The sequence below is a fragment of the Pseudomonas sp. BMW13 genome (genome assembly GCF_013357275.1).
In the GTDB taxonomy this organism is placed as follows: domain Bacteria; phylum Pseudomonadota; class Gammaproteobacteria; order Pseudomonadales; family Pseudomonadaceae; genus Aquipseudomonas; species Aquipseudomonas khazarica.
Window position 1 is genome coordinate 120,644 of record NZ_SUKD01000002.1, and the last position, 22,741, is coordinate 143,384.

Here is a 22,741-nt window from a genome sequence, read left to right on the forward strand (position 1 = left end):
GCGCAAGCGCTGTGCGTCTCACTCGGCATCTCAGTGACCTGCTAGGCTTGGGCGCCCCGGAGGTGCCTGATGCCGATTCGCTACATCCTCAAACAATTGCTGATGCCGCCAGGCGTGCTGCTGCTGGCGATCCTGCTCGCCTGGTGGCTGCGCCGCAGGTTCCCGCGCCTGGCGACGCTGTGCTTCCTGTTCGGCTTTGGCGGGCTCTGGCTGATGAGCCTGCCCGCCGTCATGCAGTGGGGCGCCAGCCTGCTCGAGCGTGAACCCGTGCTGGCCGAGGCGCAGTGGTCAGGCTTGGCGCAGCGCGCCGATGCCATCGTCATCCTGGGCGCCGGGCGCGAGCAGAACGATCCCGGCTGGGGCGGTACCGACCAGCCGGGATTGATGGCGCTGGAGCGTCTGCGTTATGCCGCGCGCCTTGCCCGGGCCTCCGGCTTGCCGCTGGCCGCGAGCGGTGGTCTGCACTATGGCCAGCCGCCCAGCGAGGCGGCGTTGATGGCCGATTCGATGGCGCGCGATTACGGCCTGACCATCCGCTGGCTGGAGGAGGAAAGCCGTACCACCTGGGAGAATGCGCTGTTCAGTGCGCAGCTGCTGCAGCCGCAGGGCGTCCGCCGGGTCGTGCTGGTGACCCAGGCCTGGCACATGCCACGGGCGCGCTGGTGTTTCGAGCAGGCCGGCTTCGAGGTGATCACTGCGCCCATGGGCTATCTCAGCGCGGGTTACGCCCGGCCAATGGGCGGCTGGTTGCCCGAGTCACGCGTGATCTCGCAGAGCAGTCAGCTGCTCAACGAGACCATCGGTCTGTTCGCCTATCCGCTGGCCCATGGTCGTGACTGAGTGATGCGCGATCTTGCCGGCGCCGGCTTGTCAGCGATCTTGCGAGCACCTCGGCCGCACTGATCGCCCGCAAGCGGGCCCCTGCGAAGTGTCTCTACAGCGTTTTGGCCATGCGGCTGGCCAGCAGCGCCCAGCCGAGCAGCAGGGCGCAGAGAATGGCCAGCGGCCAGATGCGCCATTGCAGGTACGGGGTCAGCCCGCGCATCGGCAGGACCTCGCCGTACAGCACGCCGCGCTCGAACTGCGGCAGGCTGAACTGGATGCGGCCCTGCGGGTCGATCACCACGGTCATGCCGTTGTTGGTGGCGCGGATCATCCAGCGCCCGGCCTCCAGCGCCCGCATCTGTGCCATCTGCAGGTGCTGCAGCGGGCCGATGGAGGTGCCGAACCAGGCATCGTTGCTCACCGTCAGCAGGATGTCGCTGTCCGCCGCCAGTGCCGCCGCGAATTCCGGGTAGACCACTTCGTAGCAGATGAACGGTGCGATGCTGTACCCCTTGGCCAGCAGCGGCGGCTGCTCGGCCGGCCCGCGGGCGAAGTCGGACATGGGCAGGTCGAAGAATGCGATCAGCCCGCGCAGCAGATCCTGCAGCGGCACGTATTCGCCGAACGGCACCAGTTTCTGTTTCAGGTAGGTGCCCTGGGCGTCGCCCAGGCTGGTGATCGCGTTGTAGTAGCGCTGTTCGCCGCGTTCGTTGGACTGGCGCACCGGCACGCCGGTGATCAGCGCGCTCTGACGATCACGGGCGAAGCGATCCATCACGCCGATGTAGCCCTGGGCCAGGTCCTTGAGGACCGGGATGGCGGTTTCCGGCCAGACCAGCAGGTCCACCTGCTCCGCGCTGAAGCTGAGGTCGCGATACAGCGCCAGCTGTGCATTGAGCTGGGCGGGGTCCCACTTCATGTTCTGCTCGACGTTGCCCTGCACGGCCGCCACGCTGAGGCTGTTGCCGGAGGGGTAGGTCCAGCTGTGCCCCTGCAGTGACAGACCGGCCACCCAGGGCGCGATGAGCAGCGCCAGGGCGGCGATGTAGCGTGGCTTGTGCGGGCGCAGTCGCTCGAGGTTGACGATCAGGGCGGCGGAGAGCGCGATCAGGAAGGACGCCAGCCACACGCCGCCGACCGGGACCAGGCCGTTCAGCGGGCCGTCGAGCTGGCTGTAGCCTGCGTAGAGCCAGGGGAAGCCGGTGAGGAACCAGCCGCGAAACACTTCCTGAAGGACCCACAGTGCGGCGAATGCCAGGGCATCGGCCAGTGGTGCCTCGCTGCGCCGTAGCCAACGTGCCCAGAGTGCGGCGGTCAGGGCGAAGAACAGGCCCAGGCCGGCGACGAAACCCAGGGTGAGGATGCCGGCCAGGGCAGGCGAGGCGGCGCCGTAGTCATGGATGCTGACGTACACCCAGCTGGTGCCGGAGGCGAACAGACCGAAGCCGTAGGCCCAGCCGCGCAGCGCCGCCTGCTTCGGGCTCAGCTGGCGCAGCCCCAGGTAGAACAGGGCGATGGACAGCACGGCCAGCGGCCAGAGATCGAAGGGCGCCAGAGCCAGGGTGGTCAGGGCGCCGGCGCCACAGGCGAGCAGGTGGCCGGGCCAGCCCGGACGGGTGATCCATTGCAACATGAGCAGATCCTTGGATGCGGGGTGGCGCAAGGGTAGAGCGGAATCGAGGCGGGGGAAAGCGTTCGCCCTCTCCCGGCGGAGAGGGCGAGGGGTCAGCGACTGACCGGGGTTAGGCGCAGCAGGTGGATGCGCCGGCTGTCGGCGTTGAGCACGCGGAAGCGGAACTCGCCGATCTCGGTCACTTCGTTGCGCTTGGGCAGGTGGCCGAAGGCGTTCATCACCAGGCCGCCGACGGTGTCGTACTCGTCGTCGGAGAACTCGCTGTCGAAGGTTTCGTTGAAGCTGTCGATGGGCGTCAGGGCCTTGATCAGGTAGTCGCCGGACGGCAGTGGCTTGATGTAGCCGTCCTCTTCGACGTCATGCTCGTCCTCGATGTCGCCAACGATCTGTTCCAGTACGTCCTCGATGGTCACCAGGCCGGCGACGCCGCCGTATTCGTCGATCACCACGGCCATGTGGTTGTGGTTGGCGCGGAACTCGCGCAGCAGCACGTTGAGGCGCTTGGACTCGGGCACGAAGGTGGCCGGGCGCAGCAGGTCCTTGATGTTGAAGCTGGGCTGCTCGCCCTGCAGGATCAGCGGCAGCAGGTCCTTGGCCAGCAGGATGCCGATGACGTCGTCGAGGCTTTCGCCGATCACCGGGTAGCGCGAGTGCGCGGCGTCGATGATGGCAGGGAGGAATTCGCGGGGAGTCTGGCTGGCCTTGATGCTGATCATCTGCGAGCGCGGCACCATGATGTCGCGTACCTGCAGGTCGGCGACCTGAATGGCGCCTTCGACGATGGTCAGCGCCTCGCTGTCGAGCAATTTGTTCTGGTGGGCATCGCGCAGGACTTCCAGCAGTTCCTGGCGGTTTCTCGGCTCATGAGCAAAAGCCTGGGTCAGCTTGTTGAACCAGGACTTCTGCTCGTTGCTCGATCGGTCTTCGCTCATGGCGTTTTACTCGGGATCCTTATCAATAGGAGATTCGTCGTCCGCATACGGGTCGGCATGACCCAGTTCGGCGAGCAATTGTCGTTCCAGATCTTCCATCTCGAGGGCTTCATCTTCCTCGATGTGGTCATAGCCCAGCAGGTGCAGGCAGCCGTGGATCACCAGGTGGGCCCAGTGTGCCTCCGGCGTCTTGCCCTGTTCGGCCGCTTCGCGCTCGACCACCGGTACGCAGATCACCAGGTCGCCCAGCAGCGGGATGTCGAGAATGCCTTCCGGCACGTCGGCGGGGAAGGACAATACGTTGGTGGCGTAGTCCTTGTGTCGCCAGGTGTGGTTGAGTTCGCGGCCCTCGGCCTCGTCGACCAGGCGGATGGTCAGCTCGGAATCGGCCGTGCGCTGGCGCAGCGCCAGTTCGCACCACTGTCGCAGCAGGGCCGCGTCAGGATGCTGGCCGTCTGTGGCCAGCTGCAGATCCAGCTCAAGCATCCTTGCCCTCGGCCTTGCTCTGCTGGCGGGCATCGTGGCGCTCGTAGGCCTCGACGATGCGCTGCACCAGCGGGTGGCGGACCACGTCCTTGGGCAGGAAGTGGGTGAAGCTGATGCCGGGGACGTCGCGCAGCACTTCGATCACGTGCGCCAGGCCGCTCCTGGTGCCGCGTGGCAGATCGACCTGGGTGATGTCGCCGGTGATCACGGCAGTGGAGCCGAAACCGATACGGGTGAGGAACATCTTCATCTGCTCGACGGTGGTGTTCTGACTTTCGTCGAGAATGATGAAGCTATTGTTGAGCGTGCGCCCGCGCATGTAGGCCAGCGGGGCGATCTCGATCACCTGCTTTTCGATCAGCTTGGCCACGTGGTCGAAGCCGAGCATCTCGTACAGGGCGTCGTACAGCGGGCGCAGGTAGGGGTCGATCTTCTGCGCCAGATCGCCGGGCAGGAAGCCGAGCTTCTCGCCGGCTTCCACCGCCGGGCGCACCAGCAGGATGCGCCGCACCTGCTCGCGCTCCAGCGCGTCCACCGCGCAGGCCACGGCCAGGTAGGTCTTGCCGGTACCGGCGGGGCCGATGCCGAAGTTGATGTCGTTGTCGAGGATCGCCTTGACGTAGCGCTGCTGGTTGGCGCCACGCGGCTTGATCACGCCCTTGCGCGTGCGCAGGGTCACCTGTGGGGTGTTGCTCGGGTTGACCAGCTCCTCGACCCCGGACTCCTGCAGGTACAGGTGCACCAGGTCCGGCGACAGCTCGGTGGCCTTGGTTTCGCGGTACAGCTTGCGCAGCAGGGTTTCGGCGGCCAGGGTCTTGTCGGCGCTGCCGAGCATTTCGAACTGGTTGCCACGGTTGCGGATTTCCAGGCCGAGGCGTTCCTCGATCAGGCGCAGGTGCTCGTCGAACTGGCCGCAGAGATTGGCGAAACGGCGGGCCTCGAAGGGTTCGAGGGTGAAGCGATGGGGTTCTAGGGAGGCGTTCAAGGTGATGTTGTGATCGTCACTTGGCTGGGTAGTTGAAGGCAGCATAACGCTGGCTGCCCACAACGCAAAGTGTGGGCGAGCGCGACGTTAGTGGAGGGTCTCGGCGTCCAGCAGGGTGCCACGCAGCGAGTGCGGCAGGGCATCGTCGATGTGCACGTCGACGAACTGGCCGATCAGGCGCGGATTGTCGCAACGGAAATTGACGATACGATTCTGCTCGGTGCGGCCCTGGAGCATGCCCGGGTCCTTCTTCGAGTAATCGCTGACCAGGATGCGCTGCACCGTGCCGACCATGCGCCGGCTGTTCTCGAAACCGTTCTGGCTGATGCGGTGCTGGAGCAGGGCCAGGCGCTGTTTCTTCACCTCGTCCGGGGTGTCGTCGAGCAGGTCGGCGGCCGGCGTGCCGGGGCGCGAGCTGTAGATGAAGGAGAAGGAGAAGTCGAAGCCGACGTCATCGATCAGCTTCATGGTCTGCTCGAAATCCTTCTCGGTCTCGCCGGGGAAGCCGACGATGAAGTCCGAGCTGATCAGGATGTCCGGCACCGCTGCGCGCAGCTTGCGGATGCGCGACTTGTACTCCAGCGCGGTGTGGTTGCGCTTCATCGCCGCGAGGATGCGGTCGGAGCCGGACTGCACCGGCAGGTGCAGGTATTTGACCAGCTGCGGAATCTCGGCGTGGGCCTGGATGATCGCGTCGGAGAACTCCAGCGGGTGACTGGTGGTATAGCGGATGCGCTCGATGCCGTCGAGGGCGGCCACGGCATGCAGCAGTTCGGCGAAGTCGGCGATGCGACCATCCGGCGTCTCGCCGCGGTAGCCGTTGACGTTCTGCCCGAGCAGGGTGACTTCCTTGACGCCCTTGTCGGTGAGCTGGGTGATCTCCAGCAGCACGTCGGCCAGTGGCCGGCTGACTTCCTCGCCACGGGTGTAGGGCACCACGCAGAAGGTGCAGTACTTGCTGCAGCCTTCCATCACCGAGACGAACGCGCTGGGGCCGTCGACGCGCGGCTCGGGCAGGCGGTCGAACTTCTCGATCTCGGGGAAGCTGATGTCCACCTGGGCAGTCTTGGTCACGCGCGCGGCGTCGATCATTTCCGGCAGACGGTGCAGGGTCTGCGGGCCGAACACCACGTCGACATAGGGCGCGCGGTCGCGAATGGCGGCGCCTTCCTGGCTGGCCACGCAGCCGCCGACACCGATCACCAGGTCCGGGTTGGCTTGCTTCAGTTCGCGCCAGCGGCCGAGTTGGGAGAACACCTTGTCCTGGGCCTTCTCACGGATCGAGCAGGTATTGAGCAGGATCACGTCGGCTTCTTCGGGCTTTTCCGTAACCTCCAGGGCCTGATGCTCGCCCAGCAGGTCGACCATGCGCGAGCTGTCGTACTCGTTCATCTGGCAACCGTGGGTTTCGATATAGAGCTTCTTGGTCATGGCACTGTCTGGTTGGTTAAAAAATGACCGCGCATTATAGGGGAGAGGCAGGCAACAGGCTACAAGCGGCGAATGACTCCCGAGGCTCAGGTAGCCCGGATGCAATCCGCGGCGGATGTCCTGGGGCACTGCATTCACGGATTGCATCCGGGCTACGCTAGCTTGCAGCTTTCGGCCTTGTGCTATCCTGCGCGCCCCGTTTTTCCTGACTTCGAGTCTCCATGAGCAAGCGTGACCCCATCTACAAGGTGATTTTCCTCAACCAGGGCCAGGTGTACGAGATGTATGCCAAGCAGATCTTTCAGAGCGATCTGTGGGGCTTTCTGGAGGTGGAGGAGTTCGTCTTCGGCGAGCGTAGCCAACTGGTGGTCGACCCCAGCGAGGAGAAGCTCAAGGCGCAGTTCGAGGGCGTGGTGCGCAGCTTCGTGCCGATGCACGCGATCATCCGCATCGACGAGGTGGAGCGCCTGGGTACGGCGAAGATCAGCGAAGCCAAGGGTGGCGGCAACGTGATGCCGTTCCCCATGCCGATGCCGGACAAGTAACGGCAAGAAGGCAGCAAGCCATAAGTTGCAAGTGGGTTCGGTGTTGGCGTGGCTGTTACCTGGGACTTGCCGCTTGCGGCTGCTTTTTCAGGGCAGTGGCGAGAAGGGCGAGCGACCTTCGGCGGTCTGCAGTTCCAGCAGGTAGCTACGGAAGATCTGCCCCAGCACCTGGCTGGCGATTTCCAGCTCGTCGCGACGCATCTGCGCCGATACCAGGTCGGCGCTGTCCATGGCTTCGTCCGAGCCATTGACCGACGCCATCTTCAGGACGATATAGGCCTGCACGTTGTTGGCCGGTACGCCTTCGCCACGGAAGAACATGGTGCCCAGGCGCAGTTGCGCTTCGGCGTGGCCCTGCAGCGACGCCCGCTCGAACCAGGTCAGCGCCTGCTTGAGGTCACGCGGGGTGCGCTTGCCATCGTAGTAGTACTCGCCGAGCTCGAAGGCTGCCTGCATATCGCCGCCACGCGCCATCTCCTGGCAGTTCGCCAGGGCATCGGGCATATCGTCGGGGGTGGCGTTCAGGGCGCAACTGCCGGTTGCGGGAATCAGCAGGGAGTTGCCGCCTGCGGATGCAAACAGCGGGAGGAAAAGCAACAGGCAGCCCAGTGACAGGGTGCGGCCGGTGCGGTTCATCTGGATAACGGGACCTCGGCAGTTCAGGGCGGGAGACATGCCCGGTCGACGCGATGCGTGCCGACCGGCGCATTATGGAATAAACCGCCCGCTTGTTACAAAGCCTGTTTCGTCGCACTTCCCGGCAGGCTCAGCAGCAACCAGGCCAGCAGCGGATAGGCCAGTGCGAGCAGCACGTGGAACAGGTCCACGCGCAGCAGCGGGCCGATCTTGCCCGTGCTGCCCACTCCGATGCCGGCGAGCAGGAACAGGCCCACGACACCGACGGCGGCGAGCAGTGCGCGGCGCTGCGGCCATTGCATGGCGCCCGCATAGAGAATCAGCACCAGGGTGAGCAGATTCAGCGCCAGGCGGTAGTCCTCGAGGTAGCCGAGCTGGCGGAACAGCTCGAAGAAGGCGCACAGTCCAAGCAGGATGCGCCCCCAGTTCGGTCGGCTCCAGGCCCAGCCACGGCCCAGCGCCAGTGCCGCAGCGCCCAGCAGTGGCAGACCGAGGAAGGCACTGGCCTGGCTCAGCCACAGGTGTGCGCCTTGCCAGCTCGGGTCGAAGCCGTAGCGCACCACGCCGACGCTGGCGGCCGCCGCCGGCAACAGGAAGCCCAGCAGTGCACAGAACAGTGCCGGCTGATCGCCTTCGCCATGACGCCCGCGTGCCCGGCCGATGAGCCAGGCGCACGTGGCGCAGGCGATGGCCAGCAGGGCATCGCTGCAGGCGGTGCTGTACTGCATCAGGCTTTTTTCAGTTCGGCGAAGGCGCGTTCGGCCGCAGCGAAGGTGATCTCCAGTTCCTTGTCGCCATGGGCGATCGAGGTGAAGCCGGCTTCGAAGGCGCTTGGCGCCAGGTACACGCCACCCTCGAGCATGAGGTGGAAGAAGCGGTTGAAGCGCGCGCTGTCGCTGGCCATCACGTCGGCGAAGGTGACGATGTCGTCGGCGCCGCTGAAGTACAGGCCGAACATGGCGCCTGCCTGCGTGGTGACGAACGGAATGCCGGCGGCATCGGCGCGCTCCTGCAGGCCGGCGAGCATGCGCGAGGTGTAGTCGCTCAGCTCGGCGTGGAAGCCCGGGCGGCTGATCAGCTTGAGGGTGGTCAGGCCGGCGGCCATGGCCAGCGGGTTACCCGACAGTGTGCCGGCCTGGTAGACCGGGCCGAGCGGGGCGATGCATTCCATGATCGCGCGCTTGCCGCCGAAGCAGCCGACCGGCATGCCGCCGCCGATGATCTTGCCGAAGGTGGTCAGGTCGGGGTCGACGCCGTAGTGCGCCTGGGCGCCGCCGAGGGCGACGCGGAAGCCGGTCATCACTTCGTCGAAGATCAGCACCACGCCGTGCTTGTCGCACTGCTCGCGCAGGCCCTGGAGGAAGCCCGGCGCCGGCGGTACGCAGTTCATGTTGCCAGCCACCGGCTCGACGATGATGCACGCCACTTCGTTGCCGACCTGGGCCAGGCACTCGGCCACGGCGTCGATGTCGTTGAAGGGCAGGGTTAGGGTGTGCTTGGCGAAGGCCGCCGGTACGCCGGCGGAGTTCGGCACGCCCTGGGTCAGGGCGCCGGAGCCGGCCTTGACCAGCAGGCTGTCGGAGTGACCGTGGTAGCAGCCCTCGAACTTGATGATGCTGTCGCGGCCGGTGTAGCCACGGGCCAGGCGGATGGCGCTCATGGTCGCCTCGGTGCCGGAGCTGACCATGCGCACCATCTCCATCGACGGCACCAGGCCGCAGACCAGCTCGGCCATCTCGGTCTCGAGCGCGGTCGGTGCGCCGTAGGAGAGGCCGTGGTCGAGCTGGCGACGGACCGAGTCGAGCACCTCGGGATGGCTGTGGCCGAGGATCATCGGGCCCCAGGAGCCGACGTAGTCGACGTAGCGCTTGTCGTCTTCATCGACCACGTACGCGCCTTCGGCATGCTTGAAGAACAGCGGGGTGCCGCCGACGCTGCGGAAGGCGCGTACCGGCGAATTGACGCCGCCGGGGATGTGCTTCTGGGCGTTGGCGAAGAGGATCTCGGAGCGGGACATGACGGGTTCTCTCTGCAAAAGGGTCAATCGAACAGCGCCGCGAAGGCGCGGGCGCGGTCTTCCACCTCGGAGGCGGAGTCCGCAGCGAACAGGGCGTGGATCACGGCGACCATGCTGGCGCCACGGGCGATCAGGCCGGGGGCGGTGTCCAGGCTCACGCCACCGATGGCGACGATGGGCCGGTCGAAGCGCGCACTGGCCTGATCCAGCAGCTCCACGGTGGCGGCAGGGGCACCGGGTTTGGTGTTGGAGTTGAAGAAACGTCCGAAGGCGATGTAGCTGGCGCCCTCGGCTACGGCGCGCTCGGCCAGCTCCAGCTGGGCATGGCAGGTGCCGCCGAGCACGCAGTCGCCGCCCAGGCGGGCACGGGCCGCGGCCAGCGAACCGTCGCCCTGTCCCAGGTGCAGGCCCACGCCCAGGCGTGCGGCCAGCTCCAGGTCGTCGTTGATGATCAGCATGGCGTCGTGGTGCCGGCACAGCTCGGCCAGCGCCTGGGCCTCATCGAAACGGCGGGCGTCGTCGCCGGACTTGTCGCGGTACTGCAGCAGGCGCGCGCCACCGCGCAAGGCCGCCTCGGCGTAGGGCAGCAGCCTGCCGCCGGCCAGCAACGGGGTGTCGGTGATGGCGTAAAGGCCGCGCAAGGTCATGCGCCGAAGTCCAGGGGCAGGCGGCGCGGCACGTACTGGCCGTGACCCGGTTGTTCGGCGTCGCGCAGGGTGCGCCAGGTGTAGTCGAGGGCGCTGCGCACGGCGCTGACCAGTTCCTCGCCCAGGGCCAGGCGGCCCGCGAGCGTGCTGGCCAGGGTGCAGCCGGAACCGTGGTAGCTGCCGGGCAGGCGGGCGCAGGTGAAGGTGTGGCGGCTGCCATCGCGGCTGTACAGGCGGTTGTGCACCTCGGCTTCGTCGCCGTGGCCGCCGGTGATCAGCAGGTGTTCGATGAAGGGCAGCAGCTTGTCGGCGCACGCGTCGGCGCTGCCGTCTGGCAGTTCGGCCAGGATACGGGCTTCCGGCAGGTTCGGTGTGGCGATGGTGGACACGGCGAACAGCCGCTCGCGCATGGCGTAGCCGACGTCGTCCCTGCCCAGCGAACCGCCGCCGCCGGCACGCAGCACCGGGTCGCAGACCAGCGGTACGCCGGGCAGCTGGCTCATCACCTCGAGCACGGTATCGACCATCTCCACCGAACCGAGCATGCCCAGCTTGACTGCCGCGACCGGCAGGTCGGCGATCACGGCGCGGGCCTGGGCCAGCACCCAGTCGCGGTCGAGCACGCGGAAGTCGCTGACATTGACCGTGTCCTGCACGGTCAGCGCGGTTACCGTCGGGGCGGCGTGGCAACCCTGGGCGAGCAGGGCTTCGATATCGGCCTGCAGGCCGGCACCACCGCTGGGGTCGTGGCCGGACATGCAGAGCACTACGGGGCGGGAGTTTGGCGTTTTCATGGTGCGCGAGCTTATCACTAACCAGGCTCAGACGGCTGCACGGCATGCCTGGCGTTAGCCTTTCTGATTCTCGTCTGTATTGGCGTTCGCCTGCCTGGAAGTGGCATCATGCGCGGTCCTGCCGCCTTGCCCGATTGCTGCCGATGCCTCTGCGTACCTGCCTGATCATGATGACCGCCCTGGCGGTGATCACCGATAACCTGATCATCCCGTTCTACCCACAGTATTTCGCCGAGCGCTTCGGCAATCCGCCGGAACAGTACGTCGGCCTCTACCTGGCCGTGGTCAGCCTGGTGGTGATGGCGGTGTTTCCGCTCTGGGCGCGCCTGGCCAAGCGCGTGCACCCGGTGCGGATCCTGATCAGCGCGCAGTTCATGGCCGGCAGCCTCACCGCTGCCTGCTACTTCATCGACTCGCTGCCGCTGTTCTGGGTGGTGTCGCTGGTGATGGTGCTGTTCAAGGGCAGCTACCTGCTGATGTACCCCTACGTGATGAGCCTGCAGCAGCAGGACAATCACACGCAGACCATCGGCACGCTGTCGGTGGTGGTGCACTTCGGTGCCATTCTCGGTGCCGCGCTGGGTGGCCTGGTCCTGCAGGTCATGAACATCGGCGACGTGTTCCTGGTGATGGCGGCCGGCGATTTCATCCAGATGGCCATCTGCATGCACCTGGTGCGCGGCTATCTGCCCGCGCCCGGCGAGCAGCCTGCGAGCGACGAGGCGCCGGTGCGTAACACGGCGCGCAGCCTGCCCGCCATCTACCGGCTGTGCGTGGTGATGCTGCTGTTCTACTGCGTGGGTTACATCACTCGCCCGTTCTTCGCCGTGTACTGGCAGCAGGTGGCGCACTGGAACAGCGAGATGGCCGCTGGCTTCGTCTATTCGCTGCCGGGAGCGGTGGCCGTGCTGGCACTGTGGTGGGGACGTCGTGCTACCCGGCAGGGCAACACCCGTGACGGCATCCTCGCCGGCCTGCTGCTGGGCGCCGTCGCCACCTTCATCCAGGGCTTCGCCGACCAGTGGCTGATCCTGCTCGGGCGGGTGCTGTTCGGCTGGGCGCTGTATCAGGTCACGGTGCGCCTCGATGCGCTGCTGTTCGAGCTGAGCTCGCCGGAGCACTACGCGGTGGACTTCAGCAAGATCAACATCTTCCAGTGCCTGGGCAACATGGGCTCGGCCTACGGTGCCGGCCTGCTGGTCAGTCATTACGGCCAGGTCGTGCCGTTCTGGGTGGGGGCGGCCGGCCTGGTGCTGACGGCTGCGCTGTTCCCCTTGCTGGTGCGCAAGCCCGGCACGGCGTGAGACTTCAGTGGCGAATGATAATTTGATGCATATGCGTATCGATGATTAAATTCGCCCCTCTTTATCTCATGTCGCCCGGATTCGTCGCGATGCCCGACCTTCACCCCCTGTTCGATGTGACCGTGCGCAGCCTGGCGGGGACTTCGTCGTGCTGAAGCTGCGTGATATCGAAGTCCGCCGTGGCGAGCGGGTGACCCTGGCCCTGGACGAGCTGCACCTCGAGGGTGATCGCTTTACCGTGATCCTCGGCCACAACGGCTCGGGCAAATCCACCCTGATGAACCTGCTGGCGCGTCAGCTGGAGCCGACGCGTGGCAGCCTGCAGCTCGACGATCAGCCCCTGTCGCGTTTCTCCGCCCGTGACTTCGCCCGGCGCGTGGCGTTCCTGCCGCAACACCTGCCGGACGTCGCCGGGCTGACCGTACGCGAGCTGGTGCGCCTGGGACGCTTCCCCTGGCGTGGCCTGCTCGGCCGCTGGCGCGCCGAGGACCATGCGGCGGTCGATCAGGCACTGGCGCAGACCGATGTCGCCCACTACGCCGAGCAGCTGGCCGACGGCCTGTCCGGTGGCGAGCGGCAGCGGGCCTGGATCGCCATGCTGCTGGCCCAGCATTCGCCGCTGCTGCTGCTCGACGAGCCGACCTCGGCGCTGGACCTGGCCCACCAGTACGAGCTGATGGGCCTGCTGCGCCAGCTCAACCGCGACAGCGGTCGTGGCATCGTCGCCATCCTGCATGACATCAACCTCACCGCACGGCATGCCGACCGGGTGATCGCGCTGAAACAGGGGCGCATCTTCTTCGATGGCAGCCCGGACGAGCTGCTCGACGGGCCGCTGCTCAGCCAGCTCTACGACATCGACATCGAACTGATCGAGCAGCCCGGCGGCGCCCGCAAGATTGCCGTGGTGGCCTGAACGTGGCGGCAGTTTCGGCGCCGGCACGCCACGTTCTGACACTGCTCGCGCTGCTGCCGCTGATGCTGGTGCACCTGTGGCTGGCGGCCGAGGTCGCTCCGCTGGAGCTGTGGGCGCTGCTGGGCGCGCCGGCGCAGAGCTTCGCGTTCCTCCAGCTGCAGCTGTCGGCGTTGCCCAGGCTGAGCATGGCGTTGCTGACGGGCGCCGCGCTGGGCCTGTCCGGCAGCCTGTTGCAGCAGATCACGCAGAATCGCCTGGTGTCGCCGATGACCATTGGCGCCTCGTCCGGCGCCTGGCTGGGGCTGGTCCTGGCCACGCTGCTGCTGCCCGCCTTCGCCGCCGAGCAGGGGCAGTGGGCGGCCCTCGGCGGTGCCCTGGTGGCCGTCGGCCTGGTGCTGCTGATCGCCGGTCGCAGCGGTATCGGCGGCCTGCCGCTGGTGCTCGGCGGCATGGCGATGAACCTGCTGCTGGGGGCGCTGGCAGCGGGGCTGGTGCTGATCAACAACCAGTACACCCAGGGCCTGTTCGTCTGGGGTGCGGGTGACTTGGCGCAGATCGACTGGCACTGGGTGCAATGGCTGTGGCCCAAGTTGCTGCTGGCGCTGCCCGTGCTGGTCCTGGCGCCGCGTCCGCTGAGCCTGCTGCAGCTGGGTGGCGACGCCGCCCAGGCGCGCGGTCTGGCGCTGTGGCCGGTGATGCTGGCGCTGTTCCTGGCGGCGCTGTGGCTGTGCTCGGTGTCGATCACGGCGGTCGGCCTGATCGGCTTCATCGGCCTGCTCACGCCCAACCTGGCGCGCCTGCTCGGTGCCCGCAGTGCACGCGACGAACTGCTCTACAGCACCTTGCTCGGCGCCTTGTTGCTGCTCGCCACCGACGTACTGGCGCTGCTGGCCAATTATATCGGCGGCCAGCTGGTGCCCAGCGGTGCGGCTGCTGCGCTGATCGGGGCGCCGGTGTTGCTGTGGATGGCCCGTCGGCACCTGGCGGCCGAAGACCCGCACGGCCTGCAGTTGCCGGCCGGGGCCGAGCGCTTCGGCTGGCGCAGCGCGCTGTGGGTGGCGGCGTTCGCCCTGCTGGCGCTGACGCTGGCACTGGGGCTGGCCCGTGGCCTGGACGGCTGGCGTCTGCAGTGGCCGTCGGCGCTGGTCTGGTCGCTGCGCTGGCCGCGTGTGCTGACCGCCGCGTCGGCGGGGGCGGGCCTGGCGATATCCGGCCTGCTGCTGCAGCGCCTGCTGCGCAACCCGCTGGCCAGCCCGGACATCCTCGGGCTGTCGGCCGGCGCCACCCTGGCAGTGATGGTGGCGCTGATGCTGTTCGGCGGCGGTGTGCTCGGCGCCGTGGCCCCGCTGGCGGCCTTCCTCGGCAGCCTGGCGGTGCTGATCGTGCTGATGCTGCTCGGCCGACGGCATCGCTACTCCCCGGCGTTGATGGCGCTGCTGGGCATCTCCCTCGGTGCGCTGCTCAATGCCGCGCTGCAGTTCGTGCTGGCCAAGGGCTCGGGGGACTCCTTCGCGCTGCTGGGCTGGCTGGCCGGCTCCACCTACCGCTCCACGCCCGCGCAGGCGCTGTGGCTGAGCGCCGGTGTGCTGTTGCTGGGCGGCCTGGCCGCACTGTTCCAGCGCGCCTTGACGCTGATCGGGATCGGCGATGGCGTGGCGGCCAGCCGTGGCCTGGACGTGCCGCGCGTGCGCCTGGCGCTGCTGGTCCTGGTGGCGCTGCTCTGCGCGCTGGTCACCAGCCTGCTCGGGCCGGTGGCCTTTCTCGGCCTGCTGGCGCCGCACATCGCCGTGCTGCTCGGGGCGCGGCGGGTGCTGCCGCAACTGCTGCTGGCGGCGGCGCTGGGCGCGGTGCTGATGCTGCTGGCGGACTGGGCCGGGCGCACGCTGATCTTCCCGTTGCAGATTCCGGTGGGCATCGTCGCCTCGGTACTGTGCGGCGCTTACTTCGTGTACCTGCTGATTCGCGGGAGGCTGGCATGAGAGCCGGATTGTTCGGTCTGCTGCTGCTCTGGCTGACGCCCCTGTGGGCCCAGGATGCGCCGCGGGTCGCGGCGCTGAGCTGGGAGGCGGCGGAGCACCTGCTGATGCTCGACGTCACGCCGCTGACCGTCGCCGATGCCGGCGACTATCGCACCTGGGTGGTACGGCCGACCCTGCCGGATGGCGTGCCGTCGGCCGGCTCGCGTCTGGAGCCGAATCTCGAGTTGCTGGCCGAGCTGCAGCCACAGCTGATCGTCATCGCCCCCCAGCTCGAAGACATCCGTCCGTTGCTCGAACGCATCGCGCCAGTGCAGCTGTACCCGGGCTTCGGCCAGCAGCACGACAACCAGCAGGCGCAGCGCGAAGCATTCCTCGACCTGGCGCGTGTCCTTGGGCGTGAGGCGCTGGCCAGGCGCCGCCTGCAGGCGATGGATGCCGAGCTGGTGCAGCTGCGTGAGCGGCTGCAGACACATTTCGCGGGGCAACTGCCGGCGGTGACGGTGATTCGCTTCTCCTCGCCGACGGCCGCCTTCATCAACGGTCCCAATTCCATGCCGCAGCATGCGCTGACGCTGCTCGGCCTGCAGCCGGCGCTGCAGCTGGAGCCCAGCCCCTGGGGCATCACCCAGGTGCCCATCACCACGCTGGGGCATATCGAGCGCGGCGTGGTCCTGCACATCGAGCCCTTCGCCCAGGAGGCGCAACTGTTCGCGTCGCCGCTGTGGCAGGCGATGCCTTTCGTGCGCGGCGGACGCTTCGCCGCGATGCCCTCGACCTGGACCTACGGTGGGGTGTTTTCCCTGCAGTACCTGGCCGAATCCATCGGTGGGACATTGCTTAAACTGCCTGCCGAATCTGGCAAATAGCCTCGACAGTCCCTAGAGTAGGGCGATTCGAATATAAGTCTGCCCTGCGTGGCGATATCGATCATGGGCTGATGGGAGTCCGATATCGTTCGACAGGTGTTAGTGGAGTCGTATGTCCCGGCTGCTCGCGCTCGTCATGAGCCTCGTTTTTTCCTCGCTCGTGGGCGCTGTCACCTTCGACGAACAGGTGCGTGCCCTGCCGCTGGGGCAGAGCATGTACGTCTTCGAAGACGTGCGCGGTGATGCCAGCATCGACGACGTTTCCTCGCAGGCGGTGCAGGGCAGTTTTCGCCTGCATGACAAGCCCGTGCTCAATGCCGGCTATTCGCGCTCGGTGTTCTGGTTGCGCCTGGACCTGCAGTACCTGCCCCGGCAGGAGCAGGGCGCGCGCAGCTGGCTGCTGGAGCTGGCCTACCCGCCGCTCGACCATCTGGAACTCTACCTGCCCGACGACAGCGGCAGTTTCGCCCTGGCCCAGCGCACCGGCGACGCACTGCCGTTCGACAGCCGGCAGATTCGTCAGAACAACTACCTGTTCGAGCTGAGCCTCGAACCGGGGCAGACCAAGCGCATCTACCTGCGCCTGGAGAGCCAGGGCTCGATCCAGGCGCCGCTGACCCTGTGGTCGCCCAATGCCTATCTGGAAGAGCAGCCCGGGCGCATCTACGTGCTCGGCATCATCTACGGCGTGCTGCTGGTGATGCTGGTGTACAACCTGTTCATCTTCCTCAGCGTGCGCGACACCAGCTACCTCTACTACATCCTCTACATCGCCTCGTTCGGCCTGTACCAGATCTCGGTCAACGGTGCCGGCATCGAGTACTTCTGGCCCGACAGCCCCTGGTGGGCGAATGCCGCGACGCCATTTCTGATCGGCTCCGCCGCGCTGTTCGGCTGTCAGTTCGCCCGCAGTTTCCTGCACACCGCCGAGCACAGCCCGTGGGTCGACCGCCTGCTGCTGGTACTCATGGCCAGTGGTGCCGCAGTCATGATCCTGGCGCTGTGCATCAGCTACGCCACGGCCCTGCGCCTGGCCACCTACCTGGCCCTGCTGTTCACCGTGGTGATCTTCGCTGCCGGCATCCTGGCCTGGCTGCGCGGCATGCGTGTGGCGCGCTACTTCATCTTCGCCTGGACCGCCTTCCTCGTCGGCGGCATCGTCAACACCCTGATGGTGCTGGGCTATGTGCCCAACGTCTTTCTCACCATGTACGCCAGCCAGATCGGCTCTGCGCTGGAGGTCGGCCTGTTGTCGCTGGCGCTGGCCGACCGCATCAACGCGATGAAGGAAGAGCGCACGCGCATCCTGCAGGAGGCCGGGCGCAAGCTGGAGGCGCTGAACCAGGAGCTGGCGGACAGCAACCGCTTCAAGGACGAATTCCTCGCTACCGTCACCCATGAGCTGCGTACGCCGATGAATGGCGTGATCGGCTCGCTGGAGCTGATGCAGACGGTGAAGATGGACGTCGAACTGGAGCAGTACCAGAAGACGGCTGCTGCCTCGGCGCGCGACATGATGCGCATGGTCAACGACATCCTCGCCCTCACCGAACTGCAGGCCGGCAAGCTTTACCCCCGGCGCGACGCCTTCAGCCTGCGCGGGCTGCTCGACGGGCTGTGCGCCCAGTACGCCCCCCGCGCCGAGGACAAGGGGCTGAGTTTCACCCTGGAGCTGGATGACAGCCTGCCGGACACCCTCGAAGGGGACGCCGCCAAGCTGGCGCAGGCGCTGGGCTACCTGCTGGACAACGCCATCAAGTTCACCAGCGAGGGCGGCGTGACCCTGGAGGTCGGCCGGGCCGGCAGCATTGGCAGCAACCTGCCGCTCAGTGTGGTGGTCAGCGACAGCGGGATCGGCTTCGCCCATGTCGAGGGGGACCTCTACCAGCGTTTCCACCAACTCGACGGCTCCATGACCCGTAAATATGGCGGTCTCGGCATTGGCCTGGCGATCTGCCGGCACCTGGTCGACCTGCTCGGCGGCAGCCTTAGCCACGAGTCGCAACCCGGCGTTGGCAGCCGCTTTCGCCTCAACGTGCCGCTGACCTTGCCCGAGCAGCCTGTCACGCCGGTCGCCCGTTTGCCGCGCCAGTCGAGTGGCACGGTGCAGCGCCAGGCGCAGCAGTGCACGGTGCTGATCGTCGAGGACAACGCGATCAACCAGCTGGTGACACGCGGCATGCTGCTCAAGCTCGGCTACCGCGTGCGCACGGCCGACAACGGCGCGGAGGCCTTGACGCTGCTGCGCGAAGAGTCCGTGGATGCCGTGCTGCTGGATTGCCAGATGCCGGTCATGGACGGCTTCGCCACGTGCCGGGCGATCCGCGCCCTGCCTGGCTGCGCCGAGGTGCCGGTGCTGGCGATAACGGCGCACAGCCATAGCGGCGATCGCGAACGCTGCCTGGCCGCCGGCATGAGCGACTACCTGGCCAAGCCGGTCAAATTCGAGGAACTGCGCGTGCTGCTGCACGACTGGGTGCTGTGCCGCCCGGCGGCAGTTTCCGGCGGCTCCGCGCCGCTCTGAGGGCCACTCGGGTGCCGTCCTGTCCGGCGCCGCCTGGTGAGGCGGGTGCTCCCGCTCTGTTCCCTTCTTCGCGGCAGGCGCTGCTGACTGCGGGGCTGACGAGCCGCCACTTGCTTCCCGGTTCGTCCGCAGATTTGGCCGGATCACCCCTTTAGCCATGATCTGAATCCTGATTCACTGGGAAAAAGTGAATCAGGATTCAGATCATGGCCTATCGCACCACCGAAGCCCGACTGGACCGCGACCAGGCGCAGCGCCAGCTCATCCTCGCCTGTGCCCTGCAGCGGGTCAGCGCCGGTGGTTTTGCCGCGCTGACCATGCAGGCGCTGGCCGAGGATGTCGGTATCGCCACCGGCAGCCTGTACCGCCATTTCCGCAGCAAGGGCGAGCTGGCCGCGGAAGTCTTCGCCAGCGCCAGCCAGCGCGAGGTCGATGCCTTGGCCAGCGCCCTGCGCGGCACGGGTAGCGCGACGCAGCGTCTGCGCCTCGGCCTCGAGCAGTTCGCTGCCCGTGCCTGGCACAGCCGGCGCCTGGCCTTTGCCCTGATCGCCGAACCGGTCGACCCGGAGGTCGACGAGCAGCGCCTGCTCTACCGCGAGGCCTATGCCGAGCTGTTCAGCGAGCTGCTCGAAGAGGGGGTTCGCGTCGGCGAGTTTCGCGTCGAACGGATCGGCCTGGTGGCAGCCTGCCTGGTTGGCGCCATCGCCGAAGCCCTGGTCGGACCGCTGTCTCCGCCAGCCCGCGCCGCCCGCGAAGCCGGACAACCCACACTGGAACTGGCGCAGGTCAGCGCCGGCCTTGCCACCTTCTGTCTGCGCGCCGTCGGCGCCGAGGAGCCCACGCGATGAAACCCAGCCTGCACGCCGAAACCCACGAGGTGTTCAACCAGGTACCGAGCCTGGACGGCGCCAATCTCTACCGCCTCGACCTGCCGCTGCAGGAGTGGATTCGGCGCTACGACGGCGGCTGGGCGGACGAGCGCCTGAGTGCCTACGGCGCCCTGGCCGGTGGCGCGCTGATGCAGGCGGGGTTCCTCGCCAACGAGAACAAGCCGGTGTTCAAGAGCCATGACCGCTATGGCAACCGCATCGACCTGATCGAGTTCCACCCGGCCTATCATGAGCTGATGCGCACGGCCATCGAGCATGGCCTGCCGTCGCTGCCCTGGACCGATCCCCGGGCTGGCGCCCATGTCGCCCGTGCCGGTCTCACCTACCTGCACAGCCAGGCCGAGGCCGCCAGCGGTTGTCCGCTGACCATGACCTTCGCCGCCGTGCCGGCCATCAGCCTGCAGGCCAACGTCGCCGAGCAGTGGCTGCCGAAGATCCTCGCGACCGAGTACGACCCGCGCAACCTGCCGATGGAGCAGAAGAGCGGCGTCACCATCGGCATGGCCATGACCGAGAAACAGGGCGGCACCGACGTGCGTGCCAACACCACGCGCGCCTATCCCATCGGCCTCGGCGGGCCGGGGCAGGGCTACGAGCTGGTCGGCCACAAGTGGTTCTGCTCGGCGCCGATGTGCGACGCCTTCCTGACTCTGGCCTACACCGACCGTGGCTTGTCCTGCTTCCTCCTGCCGCGCCATCGCCCGGATGGCTCGCGCAACGAGTTCTACGTCCAGCGCCTGAAGAACAAGCTGGGCAACTGGGCCAACGCCTCCAGCGAGGTGGAATACCGTGGCGCCTTCGCCTGGATGCTGGGTGAGGAGGGGCGCGGCGTGCCGACCATCATCGAGATGGTGGCCATGACCCGCTTCGACTGCATGGTCGGCTCCAGCAGCCTGATGCGCCAGGCCCTGACCCATGCGGCGCACCACTGCGCGCATCGCCAGGTCGGCGGCAAGCTGCTCGCCGAGCAGCCGCTGATGCAGAACGTGCTGGCCGACCTGGCGCTGGAAAGCGAGGCGGCACTGGCGCTGTGCATGCGCATGGGCCGGGCGCTTGACCATCAGCATGACGAGCAGGAGGACAAGTTCGCTCGCCTGGTCACCGCCGTGGGCAAGTACTGGATCTGCAAGCGCGCCCCGGAAATGATCTACGAGGCCAGCGAATGCATGGGCGGTGCCGGCTACGTCGAGGAAACCATCATGCCGCGCCTGTACCGCGAAGCGCCGGTCAACTCGATCTGGGAAGGCTCGGGCAACGTGCAATGCCTGGACGTGCTGCGCGCGCTGTCCAAGGAGCCCGGCGTGCTCGACGCGCTGTTCGCCGAGCTGGGTGACGGCCATGGTGATGCCCGCCTCAAGGCGCATATCCAGCGCCTGCAGGCGGACTTCCGTGACACCGCCGACATCCAGTACCGCGCACGCCAGCTCACCGAGGACATGGCCGTGGCACTGCAGGCCAAGTTGCTGCTCGAGGCGGGCAACAGCCTGGTGAGCGATGCCTTCATCGCCAGCCGTCTGGAAGGGCGAGGGCGGGTCTACGGGACCTTGCCACGCGGCGTCGATGTCGAGGCACTGCTGGCGCGCAGCACGCCACACCTGGCCTGAGGTTCAGGCATCGATCGCCTGATGCGCTGTTTTTTGGCGCAACAGGCGAGTAATCTGGCGGCCGATGGTTCTGCGTGCGCACGCGTCACGCGGATGAAAAGGGAACAGGGTGCGGCGACTCTCGCCAAGGCCCTGGCTGCCCCCGCAACTGTAAGCGGCGAACGACACCCCTTGTGCCACTGACGATGGTCGGGAAGGCGGGTGAAGTGGCAAGCCGTGAGCCAGGAGACCTGCCATCGCTCACGGGCGTATTGCCCTTTCTCCCATCCGAATCGTCGCGCGGTGGGCGCGGCCAAGGAACCCCAATGCATATCGAACCCGGTGTCGTCGAAGGCGCCAAGATCCTGCTCAGCTACGCAACCGCCGTCAGCGCTCTCGGCCTCACCGCCAAGCTCGCCCTGGACAGCATCCGCAACAACGGCGGCGTCGCCGCACTGGCACTGCGCAGCCTGCTGACCACTGCGCTGGTGTTCTGCTTCTTCGAGGTCTTCCCGCACCACGCTGTGGGCGTGTCCGAGGTGCACCTGATCCTCGGCTCGACCCTGTTGCTGCTGTTCGGCGCCGGCGCCGCCGCCATCGGCCTGGCCGCCGGCCTGCTGCTGCAAGGGCTGTTTTTCGCGCCCTTCGACCTGCCGCAGTACGGGATGAACGTCACCACGCTGCTGCTGCCGCTGTGGGGCATCAGCCTGCTGGCCAAGCGCATCGTCGCGCCGGGCACCGCCTACGTGGACCTCTCCTACAAGCAGGCGCTGGCGCTGTCGACTGCCTACCAGGGTGGCATCGTCGCCTGGGTGGCATTCTGGGCCGTCTATGGCCATGGTTTCTCCGCCGAAAACCTGGCGGCGGTGGGCAGCTTCGGCCTGGCCTACATGAGCGTGATCCTGGTCGAGCCGCTGATCGACCTGGGCGTGCTGGCAGCCGCCAAGACGCTGTCGCGTTTCAGCCAGGGGCCACTGTTCAACGTGCGCCTGCACCAGGCGGCCTGATTCCGCTGATCAGCGGCGGCGCTGCCAGATCATCTGGCCGCTATTGCTCTCGGTGACCAGGTACTGGTCACTGAAGCGGTAGTAGGCCGCCGGGCGATAGTCGGGCGCGCCGCTCAGACGCACCATCAGCAGGCCGTCCTGACTGCGCCAGTGACCGCTGTACTGCACCTCGCCCGGGCTGTCGTAGCTCCACTCGGCACCACCTGCGGCGGAGCGGCTCCATTGCGTGACGCTGCCGTCCGGGTTCAGCTGCAGCGTCATCACGCTGTTGAACGAGGCGAAGCTGGCGCCGCCGCTGTTGACGATCTTCTCGTGCACCCAGGTGCCGATCAGTGCCGGGTCGTGAATGACGGCGACGGCAGGCGCCTGCTCGGTCTGCGCCGCTTCGCGCTGGAACAGGGCCTGGCGCTCCAGCACCTGCCCGTTGCGCGGGTCGCGTGCGGCGATCGAGGCGTTGAGCATCGCGTTGGCGTAGGTGGCATTCATGTTCGCCAGCAGCAGGCCGGAGCGTGGATCGCTGATCTCGGCGCGCAGCAACTGGCCGTCGTAGCGGCCCCTGAGGGTCAGGCGCAGGCTGCGGTTCTCCACATATTGCCCCTCCACCTGATCACCCTGCTGGTGCAGGATCAGCTCGGCGGGCTGACCGTCGAGCGTCGTCCGGTAGTGGCCATCGAGTTCGCCGGCGCGGGCGCCGAGACACACGGCGACGGCCAGCAGCAGGCAGAGTGCTCGAAGCATGGG

General features: G+C 67.1%; 21 protein-coding genes and 1 riboswitch. Of the genes, 10 read left to right on the plus strand and 11 right to left on the minus strand.

Features of this window, described 5'->3' with window-relative positions; all coding sequences use genetic code 11:
* Positions 1-69 precede the first annotated feature (69 nt).
* Positions 70-840, plus strand: a complete 771-nt coding sequence (locus E4487_RS01660; protein ID WP_175252581.1) for a YdcF family protein — start codon at positions 70-72, stop codon at positions 838-840.
* A 94-nt stretch (positions 841-934) separates the two neighbouring features.
* On the opposite strand, the gene lnt is transcribed toward E4487_RS01660, so the two are convergent.
* From lnt to miaB, 5 genes are all read right to left on the minus strand, one after another.
* Complete coding sequence (lnt, locus tag E4487_RS01665) at positions 935-2,458, minus strand: apolipoprotein N-acyltransferase (RefSeq protein ID WP_134675744.1); 1,524 nt, start codon at positions 2,456-2,458, stop codon at positions 935-937.
* A 92-nt stretch (positions 2,459-2,550) separates the two neighbouring features.
* Positions 2,551-3,390 (minus strand): HlyC/CorC family transporter, encoded by an 840-nt coding sequence (locus tag E4487_RS01670; protein WP_047584688.1) that lies wholly within the window; start codon positions 3,388-3,390, stop codon positions 2,551-2,553.
* A gap of 6 nt (positions 3,391-3,396) precedes the next feature.
* On the minus strand, positions 3,397-3,876 hold the full coding sequence (gene ybeY, locus E4487_RS01675; RefSeq protein ID WP_037051603.1) for an rRNA maturation RNase YbeY: 480 nt from the start codon (positions 3,874-3,876) through the stop codon (positions 3,397-3,399).
* Positions 3,869-4,861 (minus strand): PhoH family protein, encoded by a 993-nt coding sequence (locus E4487_RS01680; protein WP_037051606.1) that lies wholly within the window; start codon positions 4,859-4,861, stop codon positions 3,869-3,871. Before E4487_RS01680 ends, ybeY begins: the two co-directional genes overlap by 8 nt.
* 87 nt (positions 4,862-4,948) lie before the next feature.
* Positions 4,949-6,292 (minus strand): tRNA (N6-isopentenyl adenosine(37)-C2)-methylthiotransferase MiaB, encoded by a 1,344-nt coding sequence (miaB, locus tag E4487_RS01685; RefSeq protein WP_037051608.1) that lies wholly within the window; start codon positions 6,290-6,292, stop codon positions 4,949-4,951.
* Between the two features lie 221 nt (positions 6,293-6,513).
* On the opposite strand from miaB, the gene E4487_RS01690 reads away from it, so the two are divergent.
* On the plus strand, positions 6,514-6,837 hold the full coding sequence (locus E4487_RS01690; protein WP_004424773.1) for a DUF1820 family protein: 324 nt from the start codon (positions 6,514-6,516) through the stop codon (positions 6,835-6,837).
* 87 nt (positions 6,838-6,924) lie between these two features.
* Here E4487_RS01690 and E4487_RS01695 read toward each other — a convergent pair whose 3' ends face one another.
* From E4487_RS01695 to E4487_RS01715, 5 genes are all read right to left on the minus strand, one after another.
* Positions 6,925-7,473, minus strand: coding sequence for a tetratricopeptide repeat protein (locus tag E4487_RS01695; RefSeq protein WP_175252687.1), 549 nt, complete (start codon positions 7,471-7,473; stop codon positions 6,925-6,927).
* A 95-nt stretch (positions 7,474-7,568) separates the two neighbouring features.
* Complete coding sequence (locus tag E4487_RS01700) at positions 7,569-8,201, minus strand: hypothetical protein (RefSeq protein WP_037051616.1); 633 nt, start codon at positions 8,199-8,201, stop codon at positions 7,569-7,571.
* Complete coding sequence (hemL, locus tag E4487_RS01705; RefSeq protein WP_037051619.1) at positions 8,201-9,490, minus strand: glutamate-1-semialdehyde 2,1-aminomutase; 1,290 nt, start codon at positions 9,488-9,490, stop codon at positions 8,201-8,203. Before hemL ends, E4487_RS01700 begins: the two co-directional genes overlap by 1 nt.
* 23 nt (positions 9,491-9,513) lie before the next feature.
* Positions 9,514-10,137 carry a thiamine phosphate synthase gene (gene thiE, locus E4487_RS01710; protein WP_175252582.1) on the minus strand — a complete coding sequence of 208 codons (624 nt, stop codon included), beginning with the start codon at positions 10,135-10,137 and terminating at the stop codon, positions 9,514-9,516.
* The gene (locus E4487_RS01715; RefSeq protein ID WP_037051623.1) at positions 10,134-10,931 is read right to left on the minus strand and encodes a hydroxymethylpyrimidine/phosphomethylpyrimidine kinase; all 798 of its coding nucleotides are present in this window, start codon (positions 10,929-10,931) and stop codon (positions 10,134-10,136) included. The genes thiE and E4487_RS01715 overlap by 4 nt, the downstream gene beginning before the upstream one ends.
* Positions 10,932-11,074: 143 nt before the next feature.
* On the opposite strand from E4487_RS01715, the gene E4487_RS01720 reads away from it, so the two are divergent.
* The 8 genes from E4487_RS01720 to E4487_RS01755 all read left to right on the plus strand — a co-directional run bounded on the left by E4487_RS01720 (position 11,075) and on the right by E4487_RS01755 (position 22,000).
* Positions 11,075-12,235: an MFS transporter gene (locus E4487_RS01720; RefSeq protein WP_037051786.1), complete on the plus strand. Its 1,161-nt coding sequence runs from the start codon at positions 11,075-11,077 to the stop codon at positions 12,233-12,235.
* A 148-nt stretch (positions 12,236-12,383) separates the two neighbouring features.
* Complete coding sequence (locus E4487_RS01725; RefSeq protein WP_047584710.1) at positions 12,384-13,151, plus strand: ABC transporter ATP-binding protein; 768 nt, start codon at positions 12,384-12,386, stop codon at positions 13,149-13,151.
* A 2-nt stretch (positions 13,152-13,153) separates the two neighbouring features.
* On the plus strand, positions 13,154-15,130 hold the full coding sequence (gene fhuB / locus E4487_RS01730) for a Fe(3+)-hydroxamate ABC transporter permease FhuB (protein ID WP_175252583.1): 1,977 nt from the start codon (positions 13,154-13,156) through the stop codon (positions 15,128-15,130).
* Positions 15,127-15,996 carry an ABC transporter substrate-binding protein gene (locus E4487_RS01735; RefSeq protein ID WP_134675739.1) on the plus strand — a complete coding sequence of 290 codons (870 nt, stop codon included), beginning with the start codon at positions 15,127-15,129 and terminating at the stop codon, positions 15,994-15,996. The genes fhuB and E4487_RS01735 overlap by 4 nt, the downstream gene beginning before the upstream one ends.
* A gap of 136 nt (positions 15,997-16,132) precedes the next feature.
* Positions 16,133-18,520, plus strand: a complete 2,388-nt coding sequence (locus E4487_RS01740) for a hybrid sensor histidine kinase/response regulator (RefSeq protein ID WP_175252584.1) — start codon at positions 16,133-16,135, stop codon at positions 18,518-18,520.
* A gap of 206 nt (positions 18,521-18,726) precedes the next feature.
* The gene (locus tag E4487_RS01745) at positions 18,727-19,368 is read left to right on the plus strand and encodes a TetR/AcrR family transcriptional regulator (protein ID WP_150606616.1); all 642 of its coding nucleotides are present in this window, start codon (positions 18,727-18,729) and stop codon (positions 19,366-19,368) included.
* Positions 19,365-21,014 carry an acyl-CoA dehydrogenase family protein gene (locus E4487_RS01750; RefSeq protein ID WP_047591529.1) on the plus strand — a complete coding sequence of 550 codons (1,650 nt, stop codon included), beginning with the start codon at positions 19,365-19,367 and terminating at the stop codon, positions 21,012-21,014. Before E4487_RS01745 ends, E4487_RS01750 begins: the two co-directional genes overlap by 4 nt.
* A 48-nt stretch (positions 21,015-21,062) precedes the next feature.
* Positions 21,063-21,267: riboswitch (cobalamin riboswitch) on the plus strand.
* Between the two features lie 52 nt (positions 21,268-21,319).
* Positions 21,320-22,000: an energy-coupling factor ABC transporter permease gene (locus E4487_RS01755; protein WP_175252585.1), complete on the plus strand. Its 681-nt coding sequence runs from the start codon at positions 21,320-21,322 to the stop codon at positions 21,998-22,000.
* Positions 22,001-22,009: 9 nt separating this feature from the next.
* On the opposite strand, the gene E4487_RS01760 is transcribed toward E4487_RS01755, so the two are convergent.
* Entirely contained in the window at positions 22,010-22,738 is a 729-nt protein-coding gene (locus E4487_RS01760) for a hypothetical protein (protein ID WP_175252586.1), read from the minus strand.
* Positions 22,739-22,741: the final 3 nt, after the last annotated feature.

What these genes read in the sequence shown, in the direction of transcription:
- E4487_RS01660 (WP_175252581.1), top strand. Translation starts at nt 70, where the DNA reads ATGCCGATTCGCTACATCCTCAAACAATTGCTGATGCCGCCAGGCGTG.
- lnt (WP_134675744.1), bottom strand. Translation starts at nt 2,458, where the DNA reads ATGTTGCAATGGATCACCCGTCCGGGCTGGCCCGGCCACCTGCTCGCC.
- E4487_RS01670 (WP_047584688.1), bottom strand. Translation starts at nt 3,390, where the DNA reads ATGAGCGAAGACCGATCGAGCAACGAGCAGAAGTCCTGGTTCAACAAG.
- ybeY (WP_037051603.1), bottom strand. Translation starts at nt 3,876, where the DNA reads ATGCTTGAGCTGGATCTGCAGCTGGCCACAGACGGCCAGCATCCTGAC.
- miaB (WP_037051608.1), bottom strand. Translation starts at nt 6,292, where the DNA reads ATGACCAAGAAGCTCTATATCGAAACCCACGGTTGCCAGATGAACGAG.
- E4487_RS01690 (WP_004424773.1), top strand. Translation starts at nt 6,514, where the DNA reads ATGAGCAAGCGTGACCCCATCTACAAGGTGATTTTCCTCAACCAGGGC.
- E4487_RS01695 (WP_175252687.1), bottom strand. Translation starts at nt 7,473, where the DNA reads ATGAACCGCACCGGCCGCACCCTGTCACTGGGCTGCCTGTTGCTTTTC.
- E4487_RS01700 (WP_037051616.1), bottom strand. Translation starts at nt 8,201, where the DNA reads ATGCAGTACAGCACCGCCTGCAGCGATGCCCTGCTGGCCATCGCCTGC.
- hemL (WP_037051619.1), bottom strand. Translation starts at nt 9,490, where the DNA reads ATGTCCCGCTCCGAGATCCTCTTCGCCAACGCCCAGAAGCACATCCCC.
- thiE (WP_175252582.1), bottom strand. Translation starts at nt 10,137, where the DNA reads ATGACCTTGCGCGGCCTTTACGCCATCACCGACACCCCGTTGCTGGCC.
- E4487_RS01715 (WP_037051623.1), bottom strand. Translation starts at nt 10,931, where the DNA reads ATGAAAACGCCAAACTCCCGCCCCGTAGTGCTCTGCATGTCCGGCCAC.
- E4487_RS01720 (WP_037051786.1), top strand. Translation starts at nt 11,075, where the DNA reads ATGCCTCTGCGTACCTGCCTGATCATGATGACCGCCCTGGCGGTGATC.
- E4487_RS01735 (WP_134675739.1), top strand. Translation starts at nt 15,127, where the DNA reads ATGAGAGCCGGATTGTTCGGTCTGCTGCTGCTCTGGCTGACGCCCCTG.
- E4487_RS01740 (WP_175252584.1), top strand. Translation starts at nt 16,133, where the DNA reads ATGAGCCTCGTTTTTTCCTCGCTCGTGGGCGCTGTCACCTTCGACGAA.
- E4487_RS01745 (WP_150606616.1), top strand. Translation starts at nt 18,727, where the DNA reads ATGGCCTATCGCACCACCGAAGCCCGACTGGACCGCGACCAGGCGCAG.
- E4487_RS01750 (WP_047591529.1), top strand. Translation starts at nt 19,365, where the DNA reads ATGAAACCCAGCCTGCACGCCGAAACCCACGAGGTGTTCAACCAGGTA.
- E4487_RS01755 (WP_175252585.1), top strand. Translation starts at nt 21,320, where the DNA reads ATGCATATCGAACCCGGTGTCGTCGAAGGCGCCAAGATCCTGCTCAGC.
- E4487_RS01760 (WP_175252586.1), bottom strand. Translation starts at nt 22,738, where the DNA reads ATGCTTCGAGCACTCTGCCTGCTGCTGGCCGTCGCCGTGTGTCTCGGC.